Below are 22,119 nucleotides of genomic sequence, written 5' to 3' on the forward strand. Positions count from 1 at the left end.
CGGAAAGGATCTTTAATTGTGATAATGATGAACTTGTGAAATCTGAGCTAAGAACCAGGTGACGATCAGCAGATCGGCGCAGCCTCCGGGACTGAGGTTGCGTTCAATGCACTGTTGGTCGAACTGGTGTAGATATTCGAGATCGGCAGGGGTACGAATCCCCCCTTGCTGCATCAGGGCGGTGGCCTGCTGCTGTAGCCAACGCAGACCTTCTGCGCCGCCACGTGAAGCCACGTTGGTGTCGCCGTTGATAGACATCAGCAGCAATAATGTGTCGAGTAACGCCAGTTCAGGGTCGCGGCCCTGAGTCAGCAGTGCGCGGTAGTGCGGCAGGGCATGCTGGATGACAAGCGGATATCCCGCTTCGGCTTCGCCCCGTGCGCCGGTTAATCCCAATTGCTGATAAAGACGTTGGCCAGCCGTGAGTTGTTGATTGTTCTGGCGCAGTTCGCGCTCGGTCAGGCCACGGCAAAATGTTGCTGCCGTAGAGCAAATGGTTTCAGCGGTAACAGTGAGTTGGAGCTGGTGCAGGCGGCCAATGGCGGCGCACAGCAGTCCCAGTGAAAAGATGCTCCCTTTATGGGTGTTCACCCCGGCGGTGGCGCGGAACATATCGGCTTCGCAGGCCATGCCCAGCGGGCGCAGTCCTTTCAATACATCTTCAGGCGACAGCTGTGCGCTAAACGCCCCATATTCAATAAAACGTGGCAGCCATGACTGAATCGCTTCAGCGCTGCGATGAAAATCTTCCAGCGCCATATCTTTATGCGCGCCGTTGTTAATACGATCTACCAGACCGGGTTTGGGCGACAGGTTGACTTCAGTCAACATGGCGCGCCACGCAAGCGTTGCGTAAGCATCAGGCAGATCCAGAGGGAGGACTGCGTTATTGGTTGATGTTGCGGGAATCGGCATCATGCAGCAGTGCCTCCATCTGAGTGAGTAAGTCGGAAAGCGCGTGGGTTTTACCCCGCGCACAGTCGGCAGCACTTTGCTCGCACAGCAGACAGCGGCGGGCAGGGAGTGCGAAATGACGCCGGGACAGAATTTCCCCTTCAGGGGTCAGGACATCGATGTCCCATAGCCGTCCCAGCGGGTGTGAATGCTCAAGTTCAATTGTGGCGAGCTTGAGGTCGTGGGCCGGAGCCTCAATAGACAAAAGACCTTCTGGACCGCTGGCAGAAACCAGCGCTGTTTGCTCCCTGACAATCCAGGTGGATTGTTCCGCCAACGCGAGCAAGGCGGTTACGCCGTGATTAAAGATACGACGGGTTAATTCGCTGTCTTTAATCGGTCCCGGTGCTACGACGGTAAACGAGACCAGCGGCGCAGAGTGGCGTGTCAGCCACTCCTGTTGCCTTGCTTGTCTCTCATCGCGGCTGGCGAGCAGCTCCGGAATGGAAACCGCGTGTTGGGTGGCGTATTCAGGGAGCAGGTGCATGGTTTATTCCTTCACCTGATGCACAACGTCAATCACTGAACCATCGCGGTAACGCACAACGGCAATCACGCGGTCAGTGAATTCGATAGCGCGTGGCTGACCGGTGAGCTGCTGTGCACGTTCGCGCAGCCATTCAATGGACACCACTTTCATACCGGCTTCTTTCAGACGTTCTGCCAGTTCCGGACGTGCAGGGTTGACGGCGATACCGTGGTCGGTGACCAGAATGTCAACACTGGAGCCTGGGGTTACGCAGGTCAGCACGTTATCAACCAGGGTCGGGATGCGTCCGCGAACCAGCGGCGCGACGATGATAGACAGCGCAGCGGCAACCGCGGTATCGCAGTGACCACCGGATGCGCCGCGCAGTACGCCGTCAGAACCGGTCAGTACGTTAACGTTGAAGCTGGTATCAACTTCCAGCGCGCTGAGCACCACGACGTCCAGACGATCGACGGATGCGCCTTTTGAGCCCCAGTTGGCATACTGGTTGGCACTGATCTCAATGTGGTTTGGATTGCGGGCCAGCGATTCCGCGGCGTTACGGTCAAAACTCTGAACGTCCAGCAGTTTGCGAATCAGGCCTTTTTCGTGCAGGTCAACGATGGTAGCGGTAATGCCGCCCAGCGCGAAGTCGGCACGGATATCGCGGCTGCGCATTTTGTCTTCCAGGAAACGCGTAACGGCCAGAGAGGCGCCGCCGGTTCCTGTCTGCAGTGAGAAGCCTTCGTTGAAGTAGCCGGAATTAGCAATGACCTCAGCCGCGCTACGGGCGATTAACAGTTCACGCGGGTTGGTGGTCATGCGGGTCGCATCGGCACCAATTTTGTCCGCATCGCCGACCTGATCGATCTGCACGATCAGATCTACCTGATCCTGCGTAATGCTGGCCGGGTTATGCGGATAGGTCAGCAGCTGTTCAGTCAGCAGGACAACCTGTTTTGCGTTTTCGGCGTCTACGCGGGCATAGCCTAGTGAGCCGCAGCACGCTTTACCGGTATAACCGTTGGCGTTGCCAAACTGGTCGCAGGACGGCACGCCGAGGAACGCCACATCAATGCTGAGCTCGCCACTTTGCACCAGGTGCACACGGCCACCGTGGGAGTGAATTTGTACCGGTTCGGCTAGCAGGCCACGTGAGATTTCTTCCGCCAGCGGACCACGCAGACCGGAGGTATAAATGCGGCTAACCACGCCCTGACGGATGTGCTCAACCAGCGGAGCATGGCAGTCGCTCAGAGAGCTGGAGGCCAGCGTCAGATTTTTAAAGCCCATATTGGCGATGGCGTCCATCACCAGGTTAATCGTCAGATCGCCACCACGAAAAGCGTGGTGGAAAGAGATAGTCATACCATCCTGTAAACCTGAACGACGAATAGCGTCTTCCAGGTTAGTGCACAGCTTTTTGTCGCGCGGTTTTTGCGCCTGCAATTCTACTTTTGCGGTGCTCTGATAAGCGGAAAGCTCACTTTCTGCATGACGGCTCCAGGTCGCCACGCGATCCTGGCGTTGAGACTGTTCGATTTTCTGCGTCATTTTTTTGCCTTATTCTTCGCGAATGCCGGAAAGTTCTGCACGGGAGATAACCAGAAGGGCGCGCTCGATAACCGGGCTGTCGACCATTTTGCCGTTCAGGGAAACTACGCCACGACCTTCGCGAGCAGCGGCTTCAGCGGCTTCCACAACCAGACGGGCGTGAGCCAGCTCTTTGCGCGTTGGGGCGTACAGGTTGTGCAGGAGTTCGATCTGGCGCGGGTTGATGAGCGATTTGCCGTCAAAACCCAACTGCTTGATGTGTGCGGCTTCGTGCAGGAAACCCGCTTCGTTGTTGGCATCGGAATACACGGTGTCGAACGCCTGAATACCGGCAGAACGTGCAGCCTGCAAAATAGAGCAGCGGGCAAACAGCAGTTCAGTACCTTCCGGTGAGCGCTCAGTGCGCAGGTTACGTACATAGTCTTCCGCGCCCAGGGCAATACCGATCAGACGTTCGGAAGCATGGGCAATTTCTACCGCGCGGGTAATGCCTAACGGCGATTCGATGGCGGCTAACAGACCGGTGCTGCCTGGCTCACGGCCACAGGCGTTTTCGATACGCAGAATTTCGCTTTCGATGTCGATGACATCCTGCGCGGTATCGGTCTTCGGTAAACGTACGATGTCAGCACCGCCACGTACCACGGCTTCAAGGTCGTTGATCCCCCATTCGGAGTCGAGGGCGTTTACACGCACGATGGTTTCAACGTCGTGATACAGCGGATGCTGCAGCGCGTGGTACACCATGCGGCGAGCGGTATCTTTTTCACGCAACGCGACGGAGTCTTCCAGGTCGAACATCAGTGCATCTGCCGGGTAGATGAACGAGTTGCTGACCATGGCGGCATTGGCGCCCGGTACGAACAACATGCTGCGGCGAGTACGGGTTTTACGTTGTTGCAAAGATTCGGAAATCACTGGCAATCCTCCCATGGCAGTGCCGGAATACCGCCAGCGCGGGCCAGTAGTGCTTCCAGTCGCGCACGTAAAATGCAGTCCAGTGCGCCTTTATCATCAACATTCAATTGCACGCCGCGTACGTTGTAGCGGGACAGAACGTCCAGAATGGTGGCCCGGATGGCATCACCGAACTGCTTTTCGACGCTACTGTTAACCTGCAGGTCAATATCCTGCGAATCGAGTGGGGCGATGCGAATCATCACATCACCGGACTCGAGTGTGCCTGCGACGGCTGCCTGGTTTATTTTCATTTTTCACCTGTTGCTAATGCGGGGGTATTTTGGCGGACTGCCGCACCCGATGAGGCTCGTTCAACCATGCTTTGCAGATACTGCAGCGTGGCGTCAGGGACCAGGGATGCGATAGCCGTGAGATCTTTTTTAACCAGCAGCTTGCGCACCCAGGAGGCGGAAATCGGCATCTCCTGGAAACACAGCCGCTCAATTTCCACCAGTTCAATCGGTGGGGCGGGAAGCGTTGGGGTCTCCAGCCAGTAGCGCATATCGTTGTTGTACTGGGAGGTGACGGAGCAATACGGCTCAGTACCGACGAAGCGGTGCGTGACTCCGAGAGCCGGAGCCAGATACTGGCGGAAGATTTTCAGGTCTATTTCGGTGTAGCAGTGGTTAATAACGCTCTGCTCTTTGATGAAGTAACACGGGAACGTGGCGCGGGAAATGATGTACTCCGAACCGCGATGCACGGTTAAACGTGGAATGTCTTTTGTTCCTTTAAGCACCAGATCCAGGCGGTCTTCATACGGAAAACGTGAGGTATCTTCTTTCACCAAAAACAGATGCAGCCAGTCACATTGCGCGGCCGCCTGTTGGATCAGAAAACGGTGTCCGTTGGTGAAGGGGTTGGCGTTCATGACGATACAGCCAATTTTTTTCCCATCATGACGCTGTTTTGCCAGTGATTCGGCGTAGCGTTTCAGACGTGTGGTGCTGTTTTCCATCAATACCATAATGCCGGGAACGCTGGTGAGCGTAGAAAAACCGCACTGTTTAAACAGCGATTCGTACTCGGTTTTGGTATAGATGAAGAGGTGCGTACAATGGCGTTCATAGGCAAGGTTGATTAACTCAGTCGCCAGCGCCAGCGCTAAACCCTCGCCGCGGACAGATTCACAGATTGCGACACACTTAATAATATTCCCAGCGATACCACCGCAGGCAATCAGACGGTCGTCACGGGTGACGGTGATAAATACTTCGACGGTCGTATCTACGCTCAAATCATTCTCTTTCAGAAATTGCGCGATAGCCGCCATCTTTTTATTTTCTGAGCGTTTAACTTGCGTGAATATATTATTACCGAACATAGTGAATAGAGCCCCGATGCTATATTTGTTACTGGGTTTCTGTTTTTGTTGCTCTGTTTAGCAACCTGATAACGTTTTGTTTGCAATTGAAGGGAATGGTTTTTTATTACGGAGTATTTCTTTTTTTCCCTGCTGCATACATCGTAAGGGGTATTTTGGAGGTAATTTTTGATTTATTTCACAATAAGTTAGAAGGTTTTAATGTGTTTTATGGTTTTAAGTTTTTTAATTAATTTAACCCTAAAATAAGGTGTGGTTTTAATTTGTTTAATTGATTTAAGGTGGGGAATCTGCAACGATCTTGTTTTATACCATAACGTGTAAATAGAACATTTTAATTACAACTACAATGAGAAATTAGTTTTAGTTAACGTCGGTGAGGAAAAATGTGATGGCAGAACAGAAAAATAAAACACGGTTTCCTTTTTTCCGCAGTCTGGCGTTTCCTTTACGTATCTTTCTGCTCATTCTGGTCGTTTCTGTTTTTATCATCGCCGCCCTGGCACAATACTTCACCGCCAGCTTTGAAGATTATCTGGCAACGCATGTCCGCGATATGGCAATGAATCAGGCCAAAATCATCGCCTCTAACGACAGTATCATCACAGCGGTTAAGCATCGTGATTACAAGCGGTTGGCGACGATTGCCGACAAACTGCAGAGCGGAACTGACTTCGACTATGTGGTTATCGGGGATACCAACTCAATTCGTCTATATCATCCGAACCCGGAAAAGATTGGCTATCCGATGCAGTTCACCAAACCCGGTGCGCTGGAAAAAGGGGAGAGCTACTTTATTACCGGTAAAGGATCCATCGGGATGGCAATGCGCGCTAAAACGCCCATCTTTGATGACGATGGCAAAATCATTGGCGTAGTCTCAATTGGTTATCTGATCAGCAAAATCGATAGCTGGCGATCGGACTTCTTACTCCCGATGGCCGGTGTGTTTATCCTGCTGTTGCTGGTACTTATGCTGCTCTCCTGGTTTTTCGCTGCCCATATTCGTCGGCAGATGTTGGGGATGGAACCGAAACAAATTGCGCGTGTGGTACGTCAGCAGGAAGCGTTGTTCAGCTCGGTATATGAAGGATTGATTGCCGTGGATCCTGATGGATATATCACCGCAATAAACCGCAGTGCGAGGAAAATGCTGGGGCTGTCTTCACCTGGGAGAAAGTGGCTTGGAAAACCGGTGAGTGAGGTGGTTCAGCCAGCGGACTTTTTCACCCAACAGATTGCGGAAAAACGACAGGACGCGATGGTCAACTTTAATGGACTGAGCGTTATCGCCAACCGTGAGGCGATTCGCTCCGGTGACGAACTGCTTGGGGCAATCATCAGTTTTCGTAGTAAAGATGAAATTGCTACTCTTAATGCGCAGTTAACGCAAATCAAACAGTATGTAGAGAGCCTGAGGACGCTGCGTCATGAGCACCTGAACTGGATGTCGACCATCAATGGTCTGCTGCAAATGAAAGAGTATGACAAGGTTCTGGCCATGGTGCAGGGAGAATCCCAGGCGCAACAGCAACTGATTGACAGCCTGCGCGGCGCGTTTGCCGATCGTCAGGTAGCCGGTCTGTTGTTTGGCAAGGTGCAGCGCGCGCGGGAACTGGGTCTCACCATGACTATTGTTCCGGGCAGCCAACTGCATCAACTCCCCGAGGGGCTGGATAGCACAGAGTTTGCAGCAATTGTTGGCAATCTGCTTGATAATGCATTTGAAGCGAGCTTGCGCACCCAGCAAGGCAACAAGGTCGTCGAACTCTATTTGAGCGATGAAGGGGATGACGTGATCATCGAAGTTGCCGATCAGGGATGCGGTGTGCCGGAAGCATTGCGTGAAAAAATATTTGAACAGGGTGTGAGCACCCGTACCGATGAACCAGGTGAACATGGCATCGGTTTGTATCTTATTGCAAGTTATGTGAGGCGCTGTGACGGGGTGATTACGCTCGAAGATAACTCCCCCTGCGGCACCTTATTTTCTTTATTTCTTCCGAAAGTGAAAAAAAACAATGACGGAACCATTAACGCTATTGATCGTTGAGGATGAAACGCTACTGGCGGAAATGCATGCTGAATATATCCGCCATATACCCGGCTTCAGCCAGATTTGGCTGGCGGGTAATCTTGCGCAGGCGAGGATGATGATTGAGCGTTTTAAGCCCGGTTTGATTCTGCTCGATAACTACTTGCCGGACGGCAAGGGAATTACCTTATTGCATGAGCTAACCCAGGCGCGTTATCCGGGCGGTGTGGTGTTTACCACGGCGGCCAGCGACATGGAAACAGTCTCCGAAGCTGTGCGCAGCGGCGCGTTTGATTACCTGGTCAAACCCATTGCCTACGAGCGACTGGGACAGACGTTGACACGTTATCAACAGCGTCGACGCATGTTGGCGGGTAATGATAGCGCCAGTCAAAAGCAGATAGATGAGATGTTTAATGCCTACGCGCGGGGCGAGCCGAAAGGGGATTTACCGACTGGGATTGATGCCTTAACGCTGAATGCAGTGCTGAAATTATTTGCCGATCCGACGGTACACCATACAGCAGAAACGATCGCCCAGGCGCTCACTATCAGCCGAACGACTTCCAGACGTTACCTGGAGTACTGTGCCAGCCGACATTTGATTATTGCGGAGATTATTCACGGTAAGGTGGGTAGGCCGCAGCGTATCTATCACGGCGGCTAAATGCTGATTTCTGACGTAGGCCGGATAAGATGCTTTAGCATCGACATCCGGCAACGTTGCAGTCGAAATGCCGGATGCGGCGTGAATGCCTTATCCGGCCTATATTTCTCTGAGTATCAGCCGCCAACGACGGCTGAAGAAGAGCCTGGTACCATCACTTCAGTTGCGATAATCACAACCAACAACCCAACCAGAACCGGAACCGAGGTACGTTTCACCACTTCGAACGGAGAAATCTTCGCCATACCTGCAACAGCAACCACCACGCCGGAGACCGGGGAGATTGTGCGTCCAAGGTTTGACGCCTGCAGCATCGGGATAACAAGGTAAGCTGGGTTAATGCCGGAGGAATGCGCCAGCTTAGGGATCATCTCAACGAAGGCATAGAACGGAGCGTTACCGGAACCCGTAGTCATTGCCGCCAGCATAGTCAGGATCACCAGCACCATCATCAGAATAATGCTCGCCGAACCAAACGAGGTGGCGATAGAAATCAGACTCTGAATAAAGCCGATTGTGCTCAGGCCCTGGGCAAAAACACCCGCAGCGACTAACAACATCACCACGTTAGCAAAGGCATCCGCCATGCCACGGTAAGCGACTTCCAGACCAGAGAAAACCTTTTGGGTGTTGAACCCACGTACGAACTCCAGAATAGCCGCGATGAGCATGCACAGAACCAGAATCGTAATGATATGCAGCTGTGGACCCCATTTACCATCAAAAATCAGGACGCCAACAATCGGGGTAAACGGCAGAATGGCGTAAAATGACGGAGCAGTCGTGGTGATTTCAGCCACATCTAACATTTCATGAGAAATGTTCTCTTTTTTATCCAGAAAACGCTGCCAGAAAAAGTGGGCAATCGCCATAGCAATGATGGCGGCAATGGAAATTGGCAGCGTGGTTTTAAAGGCGAAATCGATCAGCGGCATTTCCGCAGCTTTTGCCGCCAGCACCACATCACCGGATGTTGGTGAAAGAATAATTGCAGCAGGGGAGGCACAAATGGCCGCTGCGGCGCCACGGCTGATCCCAACGTTAACCATGACCGGGAACAGTGTTGCCATCAGCAATACGCCCAGACCGGTTGCTGACGAAACCGCCAGTGACATCAGGCAGGCGACAAAATAGGCGGCAATCATTAGCAGATAAGGTGAGTTGATGTATTGCAGAGGCTTGGAGGCCAGCTTAACGACCATATCGTTCGCGCCAATGTGGGTCATATAAGCGGCAAAACCACACAGCATCATGATCATCATGCCGAGATCGCCACCACGGCTCATCAGCAAAATTTTAATATATTCAACAATGTCTGTTGCCGTATAGCCCGTTGATGCCGCGCTGGACGGCAAAACTTTATGCCCCATCAGCGCACTGATAATCAGCAAAACCAGACCACCAACAAACAGTACGCCTGTCGCGGAATAACCTTTAATGATGTAGCGCGCTACACCCACAATAACCACAACCCCAATAAGGAGTTCAATAAATGTCAACATCGTTTCCCCTGTCGCATTGCTGCCCAGAAAGTAAAAAAACTAAAAAAAGTAAAAAGTGGTGACAGAATGTGCCTAATAAACCGATAACTCTTGCTGATTAAAATCAATAAAAATACGGATTCAAGCGATGGTTAAGCCGTTTTTTCAGCATCGCGGTTTAAAAAAGAATCTCACAATAAGAAACTGTGAAGCGCAGCGCTGATGTGTGTGTTTTGTGGCAATGATGAATATTAATTGTTAATTTATTGTGATGATATTTAACTTTTTTCGCAGGAAAGAACAATTTATTGGCAATAAAGAGAAAATAGTTCCTATTAGATGGCTCAATAAACTCATGGATAATTATCTTAAAAATTATAGGCTGAGGATTATTCTGATTTTTTAGCTGCGCATTTTTGTTAAGCTAACATTAAGGTTGGGTTTGCTACAATTAATAATAAATCCCAGGATGGTAATTAAGTTGTGATTGTCGCTAAACGATATTTTCTCATTTTTTCATTTCTTTTTATTCAGTTAGCATCCATTCCCCATGGAGTTGCTGAAGATAAAGGCTGGTTCGCTACTTTTAAAGACAATGTCAGTGAAACCTGGCAGCAGCCAGAACATTATGATCTGTACGTGCCGGCTATTACCTGGCATGCACGCTTTGCCTACGATAAAGAAAAAACGGATCGCTACAATGAACGCCCATGGGGGGCGGGCTTTGGTCAATCCCGTTGGGATGATAAAGGTAACTGGCACGGGCTTTATATAATGGCCTTTAAGGATTCCTACAATAAATGGGAACCCATTGGTGGTTATGGCTGGGAAAAAACCTGGCGACCGCTGGCAGATGAAAATTTTCATACAGGTCTCGGTTTTACCGCTGGTTTTACCGCACGCGATAACTGGAACTACATTCCGGTTCCCGTGCTGTTACCGCTGGCATCGATAGGGTATGGTCCGGCAACGTTCCAGATGACCTACATTCCGGGAACGTACAACAACGGTAACGTCTACTTTGCATGGATGCGTTTCCAGTTTTGATGGACTACCTGTATTGTCAGGTGGATTATTAAAAAGTCTTTTAAAAACAGTGTGATATTAACTTTAACTGAAAAATAACGCGACATTTATCACTTTTTGATAAAGTTCGACTGGACAAAGTCCACCACAATTGTTGTACTGATACCCGACACAGCATTTGTGTCTATTTTTCATGTAAAGGTAATTTTGATGTCTAAGATTAAAGGTAACGTTAAGTGGTTTAATGAGTCCAAAGGATTCGGTTTCATTACTCCGGAAGATGGCAGCAAAGACGTGTTCGTACACTTCTCTGCAATCCAGACCAATGGTTTTAAAACTCTGGCTGAAGGTCAGCGTGTAGAGTTCGAAATCACTAACGGTGCCAAAGGCCCTTCTGCTGCAAACGTAATCGCTCTGTAAGCATACGACAGCAAGCATTCAAAACCCGCTTAATTGCGGGTTTTTTTTCGCTTCAGTGAGCGGGAGAGGCCGAAACCAGCCAGAATGCCAGGGCGGTCATCGCAAATGATCCCAACAGATTAACCAGTACATTCACCATAGCCCAACCAAAGCGTCCTTCCTGTAGCAAAAACACCACCTCAGCTGAGAAAGTGGAAAACGTTGTTAGTCCCCCGCAAAAGCCAGTGGTAATCAGTACCTTCCACATTGGATCAATGTTAGTCATGCGATTAAACCACGCCAGACCCATACCAATGATAAATGCGCCAAGTAAGTTTGCAGCCAGTGTACCGAATGGGATGGCCTGATGTAGCGGGTTAAACCTCATGCTCAACATCCATCTTGCTACACTACCTGTACCACCACCGATAAAAACCGCTAAAAGGAGTTGTAACACTGCATAATCCTGCTATTTGATTGTATATAGGATGAGTGTAACGCTGAATAATCGTAGTTGGCGAGCCTAACAACGTTTTCTGGAGGGAATATGTTCGTTGCAGCAGGGCAATTTGCCGTGGGACCTTCATGGGAAAAAAATGCAGAAACCTGCGTCTTTTTGATGTCACAGGCTGCAGGAGAGGGGGCGTCGCTGTTGGTATTACCGGAGGCGCTTCTGGCCCGTGACGATCTGGACCCAGACCTGTCAGTGAAATCAGCTCAACTGCTGGAGGGCGGATTTTTGACGCGCTTGCTGCGAGAAAGCGCGCAAAACGAGATGACGACAATCCTGACGATTCATGTTCCTTCTGTGCCAGGCCGGGCGTTTAACATGCTGGTGGCGCTACGGGCAGGTCAGGTCGTGGCCCATTACGCTAAATTACATCTCTATGATGCCTTTTCGATTCAGGAGTCACGAAATGTGGATGCAGGGGACGCCATAGCGCCGCTGCTGGACGTAGACGGGTTAAAAGTAGGGTTAATGACCTGTTATGATCTGCGCTTTCCTGAGTTGGCGCTGGCGCACGCATTGCAGGGAGCGGAAATTCTTGTCTTACCCGCAGCCTGGGTTCGGGGATCGCTTAAAGAGCATCACTGGGCTACGCTTTTGGCGGCAAGAGCGTTAGACGCGACGTGTTACTTGATTGCGGCGGGAGAGTGCGGTAACAAGAATATCGGCCAAAGCAGGGTCATCGACCCCTTTGGTGTGACCATTGCTGCTGCGGCAGAAACGCCCGCGCTAATTATGGCCGAGGTTTCCGCCGAGCGGGTGAGGCAGGTTAGGGCACAACTCCCGGTGTTAAGTAACCGACGCTTTGCGCCACCGCAATTATTATGACGTTTTTTTAAACAAGGCTTGATTCACCTTGTTACAGATTGCTATTGTGTGCGCGCGTCGAAAGGCCGTTAATATTCTCAGGTTAATATGGCGCTTTATGCAGCCTGGTTTAAGTCAAGAAGGTATCTATGGGTGAGATTAGTATTACCAAACTGCTGGTGGTTGCCGCACTGGTTGTTCTGCTGTTTGGTACCAAGAAGTTACGTACACTGGGTGGAGACCTGGGAACGGCAATTAAGGGCTTCAAGAAAGCAATGAACGACGATAATGCCGATGCTAAGAAAGATGCTGATGGTAGCGTTCAGGCTGAGAAGCTTTCTCATAAAGAGTAATGTCAGGAGCATGATGCTCTTACTGCATACTCTGCATGAAAAAAAACCGGCAATTTGCCGGTTTTTTTATTGCTGATATGTAAGTGAGTATTACACGATTACTTCACTTCCAGCCCTTTGGCCTGCATGTCAGCATGGTATGAAGAGCGAACGAATGGACCGCAGGCTGCATGGGTAAAGCCCATTGCCATAGCTTCGGCTTTCATCTCATCGAACTCATCCGGGCTCACATAGCGTTGAACCGGCAGGTGATGGCGGCTTGGCTGTAAATACTGCCCCAGCGTCAACATGGTTACACCATGACTGCGCAGGTCACGCATGACCTCAATGATTTCCGCATTGGTTTCGCCCAGACCGACCATCAGACCTGATTTGGTCGGAATCTCCGGGTGCGCTTCCTTGAAACGTTCCAGAAGCTTCAGTGACCAGTTGTAGTCAGCACCTGGACGAACATTGCGATAAATACGTGGTACGTTTTCGAGGTTGTGGTTAAACACATCCGGCGGGGTGGCCGTGAGGATATCCAGCGCACGATCCATACGACCACGGAAGTCAGGCACCAGCGTTTCGATTTTAATCGACGGGCTTTTCTCACGAATAGCGGTGATGCAGTCAGCAAAGTGCTGAGCACCGCCGTCACGCAGATCGTCGCGGTCAACGGAGGTAATGACGACATACCGCAGCGCCATGTCAGCAATCGTCTGAGCAAGTTTTAACGGCTCGTTAGCATCAGGAGCAACCGGACGGCCATGGGCAACGTCACAGAATGGGCAACGGCGGGTACAGATTGCGCCGAGGATCATAAAGGTTGCAGTTCCGTGATTGAAACATTCAGCCAGGTTAGGGCAGGAAGCTTCTTCGCAGACAGAGTGCAGGCCATTTTTGCGCATTGCCGCTTTGATGCCCTGGATGCGAGTGGAGTCCGCTGGCAGTTTTATTTTCATCCATTCCGGTTTACGCAGCAGGGCTTCACGCTCTGTTGCCACATTTTTTACCGGGATAAGAGCCATCTTATCGGCATCGCGGTATTTAACACCGCGTTCCATCACAATGGGTTTACTCATAGCTTGCGTGTTCCAGTTGCGAATTACGAAGGAAAGCGTTTCAATTCAAGGGAATGTTGCATTTATCAACTATTTTTGAATTAGTGATACGCAGTATATCATTGAAACGGGCCAGAAAGCAGCCTGACAGGCTGGCAAAATGTAAAATAGTTGTTGTTTTGTGCCATTTGCCACAACATATGCCGTGGCAAAGTATGCGCGTATTTTCAGTCCGCGATGTACTCGTGCGGTGGGTTACCCAACAGCGCCAGAATGTTGGCCAGCAGCCTTGGGCGAATGCTCTCGGTCGTGGCTGTGCTATCCCACTGCGATACCTTCGCCATTTCCATTCCGGCATAACCACAAGGATTGATACGCAGGAAAGGCGACAAGTCCATATCCACATTGAGCGCTAAGCCGTGAAATGAACAACCTTTACGAATACGTAACCCCAAAGAGCAGATTTTCTTCTCTCCAACGTATACGCCTGGTGCATCGGCTCGCGGGTGGGCGTCAATACCGATTTCCGCAAGGGTATTCACAACGGTTTGCTCCAGCAGCGTAACCAGTTCGCGAACGCCAAGTTTACGACGCTTCAGGTTCAACAGCACATACATGACCTGCTGGCCCGGCCCGTGATAAGTCACCTGACCGCCACGATCGCTCTGGATCACCGGAATATCTCCCGGCATCAGTACGTGCTCTGCTTTACCTGCCTGACCCTGGGTAAAAACAGGATAATGCTCTACCAGCCAGATTTCGTCATAACTGTTTTCATCGCGGGTATCGGTGAATTCGTGCATGGCCAGAGAAACTGGCTCGTAAGGTTGAAGACCGAGCTGGCGGACAAGAATTTTATCCTGATACAAAACGGCATCTCCGTAGATACTCACATAGAGTAGAGAATATAAAAGAGGGGGAAAAGTATATCACAGGGGGGAGGGGTTACCCGAGCGGGGATGCAGCGGGTAACCAACAGGTTTTTACAGTACCATGCGTACGATATCGATATTGCCTAATTCTTCGTACAGCGTTTCAACCTGCTCAATGTGTGTAGCAGTAATAGTGATTGAGACCGAGTGGTAGTTGCCTTTGCTGCTCGGTTTTACCGTCGGAGAGTAATCACCTGGCGCATGGCGCTGTACCACTTCAACCACCTGATCAACCAGCTCAGGCAACGCCTGCCCCATTACTTTGTAAGTAAATGGAGTAGGGAATTCAAGCAGTTCGTTAAGTTTGGTTTTCATGTCAGCTCCGGCGTTACATCAATAAATAATAACTCCCACAGCGCGTGGGAGTTATCTGGATACCTAGTATATGGGGACGTAAATCACACTTTCAAGTGTTCGATTTTTAGCCAAACCAGTGATGGAACATTAATTTAATGTAATCAATGATTTTCCCAAAGAAGTTGCCTTCAGGGATTTCCTGCAGGACTACCAGCGGGCGCTGCTCAATGGTTTTGCCATCCAGCTGGAAGTTGATGGTGCCGACAACCTGGTTTTTCTGCAGTGGTGCGTGCAGTTCCGTGGTGTTCAGCACATAGCTTGCTTTCAGATCTTTCATGCGGCCGCGCGGAATAGTCAGGTAGACATCTTTATCTACGCCTAACGATGCACGATCGGTGTTACCAAACCAGGCGGGCTCAGAAGCAAACTCTTTACCGACTTTCAGTGGGTTCACGGTTTCAAAGAAACGGAAGCCCCAGGTCAGCAGTTTTTTACTTTCGGTTTCGCGACCTTTATAGGTGCGGCCACCCATGACGGCGGAGATCAGACGCATCTGGCCTTCGGTTGCGGATGCAACGAGGTTATAGCCAGCCTTGTCGGTATGACCGGTTTTGATACCGTCGACATTCAGGCTGTTATCCCACAGCAGGCCGTTACGGTTTAACTGACGGATGCCGTTAAAGGTGAACTCTTTTTCTTTATAGATAGAGTATTCGTTAGGCACGTCGCGAATCAGCGCCTGACCAATCATCGCCATGTCGCGAGCCGAGCTGTATTGACCGTCAGCATCGAGACCATGAACGGTCTGGAAGTGGGTGTTTTTCAGGCCCAGCGCGTTCACATAGCTGTTCATCAGACCGACGAAAGCATCCTGGCTACCGGCTGCGAAGTCCGCCATTGCCACGCACGCGTCATTCCCGGATTGCAGGTTGATACCACGGATAAGCTGAGAAACAGGAACCTGCATTCCTGGCTTCAGGAACATCAACGATGAACCTTTAAAGACCGGGTTACCTGTAGCCCATGCGTCATTGCCGACGGTGACCAGATCGGTTTCTTTGAATTTCCCGGCTTTCATCGCCTGGCCGATGACGTAGCTGGTCATCATTTTGGTCAGACTGGCGGGGTCGCGGCGAGTGTCAGCGTTCTGTTCTGCCAGAACTTTGCCTGAATTGTAATCAATCAGGATATATGACTCCGCATCGATCTGCGGAACACCCGGGATCATGGTTTTAATATTCAGGTCATCGGCATGGGCAGCAGAGAGAGAAGCTGCGCAGAGAGCCGCGGTGAGCGCCATACGCTGCACGAAACGAGCGGAAAAAGTGGTCTTCATGGTCTGAACTACGACGTCCGTGATGAAATTAAAAAAAGTGCCCTACTATAGCAAATGCAAAACGGGCAGGCATCTGACTTTCCGCGTGACTTTGTTAATGTCATTTACAGAAACTGACAGTTCAGATACCTGATTTACGTTATTACACGCCGGTGATGAAGGACTGTAATTGCGCCTCGGCTTGAAGACGCTGCTGCAATGTGGAGGCTTCAGCTTTGCTGGCGAACGGCCCCATCTGGATACGCCAGACTGCGCCGTTTTGTACCACCCGACCTGGGACGCCAAATTGCTGGCTTAAACGTTTTTGATACTGCTGCGCACGCGACTGCTCGCTGACTGCGCCAACCTGAACCACGTAGCGTCCGTTGGCTACTGCCGCTGGCGCAGGTGCAGCGACGGCGGCTGGTGTTGCTGCTGGTGCGGTTGGCGTTACCGGTGCGGTGGTGGTCGGTTGCGGAGCCGGAGTCGGCTCGCTACCTTCCAGCACGCCTGCAGCGAGCGTGGTCGGCGCACCGAGGAATCCACTGCTGTTCACTGGCGCACCGGTAGTATCATCGCTTTTCAACGTGGAATTGCTGATCGGACGAATATCGCCTTGCGGCTGACCCACATCCGATGGTGCAGGCATGCTGCCCATACTGCCACCGCCGCTTAAATCAGGACGCGCGGGCAGGGCATAGGTTTGTTTCGCTACCGTGGTACAAGCCATTCCCGGCCCGGACAATGAACCATCCTGGGCGACGATGATCGGGTCGATACGCACTTTGGTATTGTTGGAGGTATTCAGACGGTCGGCTGCTGCACGTGAAAGTGAAATCACGCGATCGTTGCCATAAGGGCCGCGATCGTTAATGCGCACGACAATCATCCTGCCATTTGCCAGGTTAGTTATTCTGGCATAGCTTGGGACTGGCAGCGTCGGATGCGCTGCAGTTAACTGCATCGGGTCGAACGCTTCACCAGACGCGGTTAAGTTGCTTCCGGGTTCCGCATCATAGATAGCGGCAAGCCCTGCCTGGCTAAAGCGGGAAGGGTCCTGGACGATTTTGTAGCTCTTACCATCACGCTGATAGTCCTGATTCGCCGTTGGGTTCAGGGGTTCAAAGCGCGGATCGGCCCCGCTGATTTCAACAATCGGACCATTACACACCGCAGGCTGCGGCGCGACAGCACCCTGTTGCTGACCATCATCACTCGAACACGCCGCGAGCATTCCTGCTGCGATGCAGATACCAAGCCACTGCTTACGCATTGCGTACCCCTTACACGCTTTTCGACAACATTTTTCTATGGGTATGGATCGACATAACAATCCCGAACCCAGCCATCAGCACGATAAGTGCCGAGCCTCCGTAACTAACCAGTGGGAGAGGAACGCCAACCACGGGCAGAATACCGCTCACCATACCAATATTTACGAAGACATAAACGAATAATATCAACATTAAACCACCCGCCATGACGCGACCAAAGGTGGTTTGCGCGTGGGCAGCGATCCATAACCCACGCATAATCAGCAAAATGTACAGCGCCAGCAGAATTAAGATCCCTACCAGACCCAGTTCTTCCGCTAATACCGCGAAGATAAAATCTGTATGACGTTCGGGTAAAAACTCAAGCTGTGACTGCGTACCGTGTAGCCAGCCCTTACCACGTAGACCGCCGGAGCCAATAGCAATTTTAGACTGAATGATGTGATAACCCGCACCCAGCGGATCGGTTTCCGGATCGAGTAACATCATGACGCGCTGACGTTGATAATCATGCATCAGGAAGAACCACAGTATCGGGATAAACGCCGCAACCAGGACTACCGCAACACCGATTAAACGCCAGCTCAAACCAGAAAGGAACAGAACAAACAGACCGGAAAGAGCGACCAGTATTGAAGTTCCGAGGTCTGGCTGGGCGGCCACCAGCAGGGTGGGCATAAATATCAACACCAACGCAATAGCGGTATTTTTTAGCGATGGCGGGCAAACATCACGGTTGATGAAGCGCGCGACCATCAGCGGCACGGCAATCTTGGCGATTTCGGAAGGCTGAAAACGCACAATCCCCAAATCCAGCCAGCGCTGCGCGCCTTTGGAGATAGCGCCGAAGGCATCTACTGCCACCAACAAAATGATGCAAAAGATGTAGAGATAGGGAGCCCAGCCTTCATAAACTCGGGGCGGGATTTGCGCCATCACCACCATGATGACCAGGCCCATCGCGATCTGACCGACCTTGCGCTCCATCATGCCAATATCCTGGCCGCTGGCGCTCCAGATGACCAGCGAGCTGTAAACCAGCAGCGCCAGCAAAATAAGCAACATCGTGGGATCGATGTGGATTTTGTCCCAGAATGTTTTTTTGTTCGGATTATCCGTCACGATTATTGGTCCTCCGCTGCTGCAACCGCGGGGTTTTCTGCAGGCAGATTGGTGTTATTGTCGCCCAACATAATGTGGTCAAGGATCTGGCGCATAATGGTACCCTCAGCCGGGCCCGCGCCACCGTTCTCAAGAATTATGGCGACAGCAACCTGGGGCTTATCATAGGGTGCGAAGGCCGTCATCAGCTTGTGGTCACGTAAGCGCTCGGCGATCTTATGTGCGTTATAGGTTTCATTGGCTTTCAGGCCAAAGACCTGTGCAGTACCGGATTTCGCCGCAATTTTGTAAGGTGCGCCAGCGAAATATTTGTGTGCAGTACCGTTAGGACGGTTGGCTACACCGTACATGCCGTCTTTTGCGATTTCCCAATAACCGGAATGAATGTCACCAACGGGTGGTTCGTGTGGCTGAATCCACGGCACTTGCTTGCCGTTTTCTGCTGTGCTCATCAGCAGATGCGGGACTTTTACCAAACCGTCGTTGATAAGGATCATCAGCGCTTTACTCATCTGGATAGGGGTTGCTGTCCAGTAACCCTGACCGATGCCGACCGGAATGGTATCACCCTGGTACCATGGCTTTTTGAACCGTTTTTGCTTCCACTCGCGGGTTGGCATGTTTCCGGCGCGCTCTTCGGCAAGATCGATACCCGTATATTGACCGTAGCCAAACTTGCTCATCCACTCTGAAAGGCGGTCTATCCCCATATCATAGGCGATTTGATAGAAAAACGTATCCGCCGACTCTTCCAGAGAACGGGTGATGTTCAGATGGCCGTGCCCCCATTTTTTCCAGTCGCGGTAACGTTTTTCAGAGCCCGGTAATTGCCACCAGCCCGGATCGAACAGACCAGTATTGCGGGTGATGACGCCTGCACTTAATGCAGAAACCGCGACGTAAGGTTTAACCGTCGAAGCAGGAGGGTAGACACCCTGAGTTGCGCGGTTAACCAATGGGGTATTCGGGTCATTGAGCAACCCGGAGTAATCTTTACTCGAGATACCATCGACAAACAGGTTCGGGTCGTAGCTCGGCATGGACACCAGTGCGAGAACGCCACCGGTACGCGGGTCGGTGACTACCACCGCGGCACGACTGCCCGCCAGCAGCGTTTCGATGTACTGCTGGAGTTTCAGGTCAAGGGTGAGATAGATATCGTGCCCGGCCTGCGGCGCCACTTCTTTCAGTTGGCGAATGACGCGGCCACGGTTGTTCACTTCAACTTCTTCATAACCCGTCTGGCCGTGAAGTACGTCTTCATAGTAGCGTTCAATACCCAATTTACCGATGTCGTGCGTCGCCGCGTAGTTGGCCAGCTTGCCGTCTTTGTCCAGGCGGTCCACGTCTTTATCGTTGATCTTCGATACGTAGCCAATGACGTGGGTCAGCGCAGAGCCGTAGGGGTAATAGCGGCGTTTATAGCCTTTAACTTCGACGCCGGGAAAGCGATATTGATTAACGGCGAACCGTGCCACCTGCACTTCACTGAGGTTAGTTTTTACCGGAATGGAGGTGAAGCGGTGTGAACGGGCGCGCTCTTTTTTAAAGGCGGCAATGTCGTCGTCCGTCAGGTCTACGACGTTACGCAGCGCGTCGAGGGTATCCTGAACGTTGTCGACCTTTTCCGGCATCATTTCTATCTGATAAATGGTGCGGTTAAGGGCGAGTGGAATTCCGTTACGGTCATAAATGATGCCGCGACTGGGGGCGATAGGCACCAGTTTGATGCGGTTTTCGTTCGAGCGAGTCTGATAATCAGTAAAGCGAACGATTTGCAGATTATAAAGGTTGGCGATCAGCACGCCGGTGAGCAGCAAAATCCCCAAAAAAGCGACCAGCGCCCGGCGCACAAACAGCGCGGACTCAGCCGAATAGTCGCGAAAAGAATTCTGTAGTTTCATCCGCTGCTTAATCTACTCAAGAATCAATGATCACTCACGGTGATAAGGATGGTTGGTGGTGATGCTCCACGCCCTGTACAGACTCTCCGCGACCAGAACCCGAACAAGAGGGTGAGGAAGGGTTAACGCAGAGAGTGACCAGCTTTGTTCCGCTGCCGCTTTACAGGCAGGAGAGAGACCTTCCGGCCCGCCAATCAACAGACTGACGTCACGACCGTCCAGTTTCCAGCGTTCCAGTTCAGTCGCCAGCTGCGGCGTGTCCCAGGGTTTACCAGGGATATCAAGGGTGACGATGCGGTTTTTGCCTGCGGCAGCCAGCATCTGCTCACCCTCTTTGTCGAGAATGCGTTTAATATCCGCGTTCTTGCCGCGTTTTCCTGCCGGGATTTCGATCAGCTCAAAGGGCATATCTTTCGGAAACCGACGGAGATACTCCGTAAACCCGGTTTGCACCCAGTCAGGCATTTTCGTACCCACAGCGACAAGTTGCAGCTTCACGCATTAACTCCAGAGTTTTTCCAGTTCATACAGGCGACGGCTTTCTTCCTGCATCACGTGGACAATCACATCACCGAGGTCAACGACGATCCAGTCTGCAACGTTCTCGCCTTCTACGCCGAGCGGCAGCAGACCAGCAGTGCGGGACTCCTGAACAACGTGGTCTGCGATAGACATTACATGGCGGCTGGACGTGCCGGTGCAGATAATCATGCAATCAGTGATGCTGGATTTGCCCTGAACGTCTAAGGCGATGATGTCTTGACCTTTCAGGTCATCAATTTTGTCGATTACAAAATCCTGAAGTGCTTTACCCTGCAAGTGTTCCCCCTGGGTGAAAAGAGTTAAAAACGTCTGTTAGTATACCTGAACCAGAGGCGATATCGGGACAAATGTCTCCGAAAGCGCTTTTGAAGTGCGCTATCATCCCACCCCACGCCGCAGAATGCATCGCCATTTTTGTAAAACAATTTCTGCAAAGCTCTGAAGGGCGGGAAAAGTCAGGTTGCGGAGAATAACAGCCTGTCATGGGGTGTCAATGGGAGAGAAGCCCTTCGGCAGAAAAAACAGTGCGTTCACTCCCCGTCGTGCCATACAGCCCGGCTGTTGAGCACTTTCAGAACCGCAAAATTGTCGCAAAAATCAATTGCGCTCCAGCAACCTTGTTCGATGCGAAAATGCCACATTGCTGCAGCCGGCATGGACAGCAGACGGGCGATCAACACGCTCAGAACACCCTGATGGCTCACCACCAGCAGGTTTTGGCACGTTTTGTAATCAGCGAGCTGAGCAATAAAGCGTTCCACGCGCTGGGAAAACGCCTGAAAGCCTTCACCATTGGTTGGCGTCGCATTCTGCCAGTCGTTACACCACACGGCGTAGTTTTCGGCGTCTTCTCGCGCCAGATCGCGATGATGGCGCATTTCCCAGTCACCAAAAAACATCTCATTGAGCTCAGGCATGTTGCGCACAGGGACCTCACGATCGCCTAAGATCAACTGCGTTGTATGGCGGGCACGTTCCAACTCGCTGCACAGAACGTTGTCGACAGGCACATTGCGTAACAGCGTACCCAGTGTTTGCGCCTGAGCGATACCCCGTTCCGTTAGCGGTGTGGGGGCATGGCCGCTGTATAAACCAGCGACATTGGCTTCAGTTTCTCCATGACGTACTAACCAGAGTCTCATTTTTTCCTCT

General features: G+C 51.5%; 24 protein-coding genes. 6 read left to right on the plus strand and 18 right to left on the minus strand.

All coding sequences use genetic code 11. The features are described 5' to 3' along the window. Nucleotides 1-12: 12 nt before the first annotated feature. Genes citG through citC form a run of 6 tightly spaced genes read right to left on the minus strand, consistent with a single transcriptional unit; the run spans nucleotide 13 to nucleotide 5,261 of the window. Nucleotides 13-918 (minus strand): triphosphoribosyl-dephospho-CoA synthase CitG, encoded by a 906-nt coding sequence (gene citG, locus C2U43_RS07030; RefSeq protein ID WP_003831272.1) that lies wholly within the window; start codon nucleotides 916-918, stop codon nucleotides 13-15. Next, on the minus strand, nucleotides 887-1,441 hold the full coding sequence (citX, locus tag C2U43_RS07035) for a citrate lyase holo-[acyl-carrier protein] synthase (RefSeq protein WP_071445765.1): 555 nt from the start codon (nucleotides 1,439-1,441) through the stop codon (nucleotides 887-889). The genes citG and citX overlap by 32 nt, the downstream gene beginning before the upstream one ends. Before the next feature lie 3 nt (nucleotides 1,442-1,444). Continuing rightward, nucleotides 1,445-2,977, minus strand: a complete 1,533-nt coding sequence (citF, locus tag C2U43_RS07040) for a citrate lyase subunit alpha (protein WP_003831274.1) — start codon at nucleotides 2,975-2,977, stop codon at nucleotides 1,445-1,447. Between the two features lie 9 nt (nucleotides 2,978-2,986). After that, entirely contained in the window at nucleotides 2,987-3,895 is a 909-nt protein-coding gene (locus tag C2U43_RS07045; protein WP_003831275.1) for an aldolase/citrate lyase family protein, read from the minus strand. Then, a complete protein-coding gene (citD, locus tag C2U43_RS07050) occupies nucleotides 3,892-4,188 on the minus strand; it encodes a citrate lyase acyl carrier protein (RefSeq protein ID WP_003831276.1) in 297 nt (98 codons plus the stop codon). Before citD ends, C2U43_RS07045 begins: the two co-directional genes overlap by 4 nt. Further along, the gene (gene citC / locus C2U43_RS07055; protein ID WP_103284870.1) at nucleotides 4,185-5,261 is read right to left on the minus strand and encodes a [citrate (pro-3S)-lyase] ligase; all 1,077 of its coding nucleotides are present in this window, start codon (nucleotides 5,259-5,261) and stop codon (nucleotides 4,185-4,187) included. The genes citD and citC overlap by 4 nt, the downstream gene beginning before the upstream one ends. Before the next feature lie 391 nt (nucleotides 5,262-5,652). Between citC and dpiB the strand changes: the two genes are divergently transcribed. Then, on the plus strand, nucleotides 5,653-7,314 hold the full coding sequence (dpiB, locus tag C2U43_RS07060) for a sensor histidine kinase DpiB (RefSeq protein WP_008784080.1): 1,662 nt from the start codon (nucleotides 5,653-5,655) through the stop codon (nucleotides 7,312-7,314). After that, a complete protein-coding gene (gene dpiA / locus C2U43_RS07065) occupies nucleotides 7,283-7,963 on the plus strand; it encodes a two-component response regulator DpiA (RefSeq protein ID WP_003831279.1) in 681 nt (226 codons plus the stop codon). The genes dpiB and dpiA overlap by 32 nt, the downstream gene beginning before the upstream one ends. A gap of 116 nt (nucleotides 7,964-8,079) precedes the next feature. Here dpiA and dcuC read toward each other — a convergent pair whose 3' ends face one another. After that, nucleotides 8,080-9,465, minus strand: coding sequence for an anaerobic C4-dicarboxylate transporter DcuC (dcuC, locus tag C2U43_RS07070; RefSeq protein WP_003022136.1), 1,386 nt, complete (start codon nucleotides 9,463-9,465; stop codon nucleotides 8,080-8,082). A 462-nt stretch (nucleotides 9,466-9,927) separates the two neighbouring features. On the opposite strand from dcuC, the gene pagP reads away from it, so the two are divergent. Both pagP and cspE read left to right on the plus strand, forming a co-directional pair. Beyond that, the gene (pagP, locus tag C2U43_RS07075) at nucleotides 9,928-10,491 is read left to right on the plus strand and encodes a lipid IV(A) palmitoyltransferase PagP (RefSeq protein ID WP_103284871.1); all 564 of its coding nucleotides are present in this window, start codon (nucleotides 9,928-9,930) and stop codon (nucleotides 10,489-10,491) included. Between the two features lie 189 nt (nucleotides 10,492-10,680). Continuing rightward, nucleotides 10,681-10,890 carry a transcription antiterminator/RNA stability regulator CspE gene (gene cspE, locus C2U43_RS07080; protein ID WP_000034825.1) on the plus strand — a complete coding sequence of 70 codons (210 nt, stop codon included), beginning with the start codon at nucleotides 10,681-10,683 and terminating at the stop codon, nucleotides 10,888-10,890. Between the two features lie 52 nt (nucleotides 10,891-10,942). Here the strand turns inward: cspE and crcB are convergent, their stop codons facing one another. Continuing rightward, a complete protein-coding gene (gene crcB, locus C2U43_RS07085) occupies nucleotides 10,943-11,326 on the minus strand; it encodes a fluoride efflux transporter CrcB (RefSeq protein ID WP_003831281.1) in 384 nt (127 codons plus the stop codon). A 90-nt stretch (nucleotides 11,327-11,416) separates the two neighbouring features. Here crcB and C2U43_RS07090 point away from each other — a divergent pair, with 90 nt between their 5' ends. Continuing rightward, the gene (locus C2U43_RS07090) at nucleotides 11,417-12,205 is read left to right on the plus strand and encodes a deaminated glutathione amidase (RefSeq protein ID WP_008784083.1); all 789 of its coding nucleotides are present in this window, start codon (nucleotides 11,417-11,419) and stop codon (nucleotides 12,203-12,205) included. A gap of 128 nt (nucleotides 12,206-12,333) precedes the next feature. Next, entirely contained in the window at nucleotides 12,334-12,537 is a 204-nt protein-coding gene (tatE, locus tag C2U43_RS07095; protein ID WP_003022699.1) for a twin-arginine translocase subunit TatE, read from the plus strand. Between the two features lie 98 nt (nucleotides 12,538-12,635). Here the strand turns inward: tatE and lipA are convergent, their stop codons facing one another. The 10 genes from lipA to C2U43_RS07145 all read right to left on the minus strand — a co-directional run bounded on the left by lipA (nucleotide 12,636) and on the right by C2U43_RS07145 (nucleotide 22,109). Then, entirely contained in the window at nucleotides 12,636-13,601 is a 966-nt protein-coding gene (gene lipA, locus C2U43_RS07100; RefSeq protein ID WP_003022702.1) for a lipoyl synthase, read from the minus strand. 206 nt (nucleotides 13,602-13,807) lie between these two features. Then, a complete protein-coding gene (lipB, locus tag C2U43_RS07105; RefSeq protein WP_003831286.1) occupies nucleotides 13,808-14,449 on the minus strand; it encodes a lipoyl(octanoyl) transferase LipB in 642 nt (213 codons plus the stop codon). Between the two features lie 114 nt (nucleotides 14,450-14,563). Continuing rightward, entirely contained in the window at nucleotides 14,564-14,827 is a 264-nt protein-coding gene (ybeD, locus tag C2U43_RS07110) for a DUF493 family protein YbeD (protein ID WP_003022706.1), read from the minus strand. Between the two features lie 106 nt (nucleotides 14,828-14,933). Next, nucleotides 14,934-16,145 carry a D-alanyl-D-alanine carboxypeptidase DacA gene (gene dacA, locus C2U43_RS07115; protein ID WP_003022711.1) on the minus strand — a complete coding sequence of 404 codons (1,212 nt, stop codon included), beginning with the start codon at nucleotides 16,143-16,145 and terminating at the stop codon, nucleotides 14,934-14,936. Nucleotides 16,146-16,287: 142 nt separating this feature from the next. After that, entirely contained in the window at nucleotides 16,288-17,397 is a 1,110-nt protein-coding gene (gene rlpA / locus C2U43_RS07120) for an endolytic peptidoglycan transglycosylase RlpA (protein ID WP_057067704.1), read from the minus strand. A 10-nt stretch (nucleotides 17,398-17,407) separates the two neighbouring features. Then, nucleotides 17,408-18,520 carry a peptidoglycan glycosyltransferase MrdB gene (gene mrdB / locus C2U43_RS07125; protein ID WP_003022718.1) on the minus strand — a complete coding sequence of 371 codons (1,113 nt, stop codon included), beginning with the start codon at nucleotides 18,518-18,520 and terminating at the stop codon, nucleotides 17,408-17,410. 2 nt (nucleotides 18,521-18,522) lie between these two features. Next, nucleotides 18,523-20,424: a peptidoglycan DD-transpeptidase MrdA gene (mrdA, locus tag C2U43_RS07130; protein ID WP_103284872.1), complete on the minus strand. Its 1,902-nt coding sequence runs from the start codon at nucleotides 20,422-20,424 to the stop codon at nucleotides 18,523-18,525. Between the two features lie 30 nt (nucleotides 20,425-20,454). Next, nucleotides 20,455-20,922 carry a 23S rRNA (pseudouridine(1915)-N(3))-methyltransferase RlmH gene (gene rlmH, locus C2U43_RS07135; RefSeq protein WP_003022725.1) on the minus strand — a complete coding sequence of 156 codons (468 nt, stop codon included), beginning with the start codon at nucleotides 20,920-20,922 and terminating at the stop codon, nucleotides 20,455-20,457. A 3-nt stretch (nucleotides 20,923-20,925) separates the two neighbouring features. Continuing rightward, on the minus strand, nucleotides 20,926-21,243 hold the full coding sequence (gene rsfS, locus C2U43_RS07140) for a ribosome silencing factor (RefSeq protein WP_003022728.1): 318 nt from the start codon (nucleotides 21,241-21,243) through the stop codon (nucleotides 20,926-20,928). Nucleotides 21,244-21,497: 254 nt separating this feature from the next. After that, complete coding sequence (locus C2U43_RS07145; protein WP_103284873.1) at nucleotides 21,498-22,109, minus strand: adenosylcobalamin/alpha-ribazole phosphatase; 612 nt, start codon at nucleotides 22,107-22,109, stop codon at nucleotides 21,498-21,500. Between the last annotated feature and the right edge of the window lie 10 nt (nucleotides 22,110-22,119).

It is taken from the genome of Citrobacter freundii complex sp. CFNIH9 (genome assembly GCF_002903305.1).
GTDB lineage: Bacteria > Pseudomonadota > Gammaproteobacteria > Enterobacterales > Enterobacteriaceae > Citrobacter > Citrobacter portucalensis.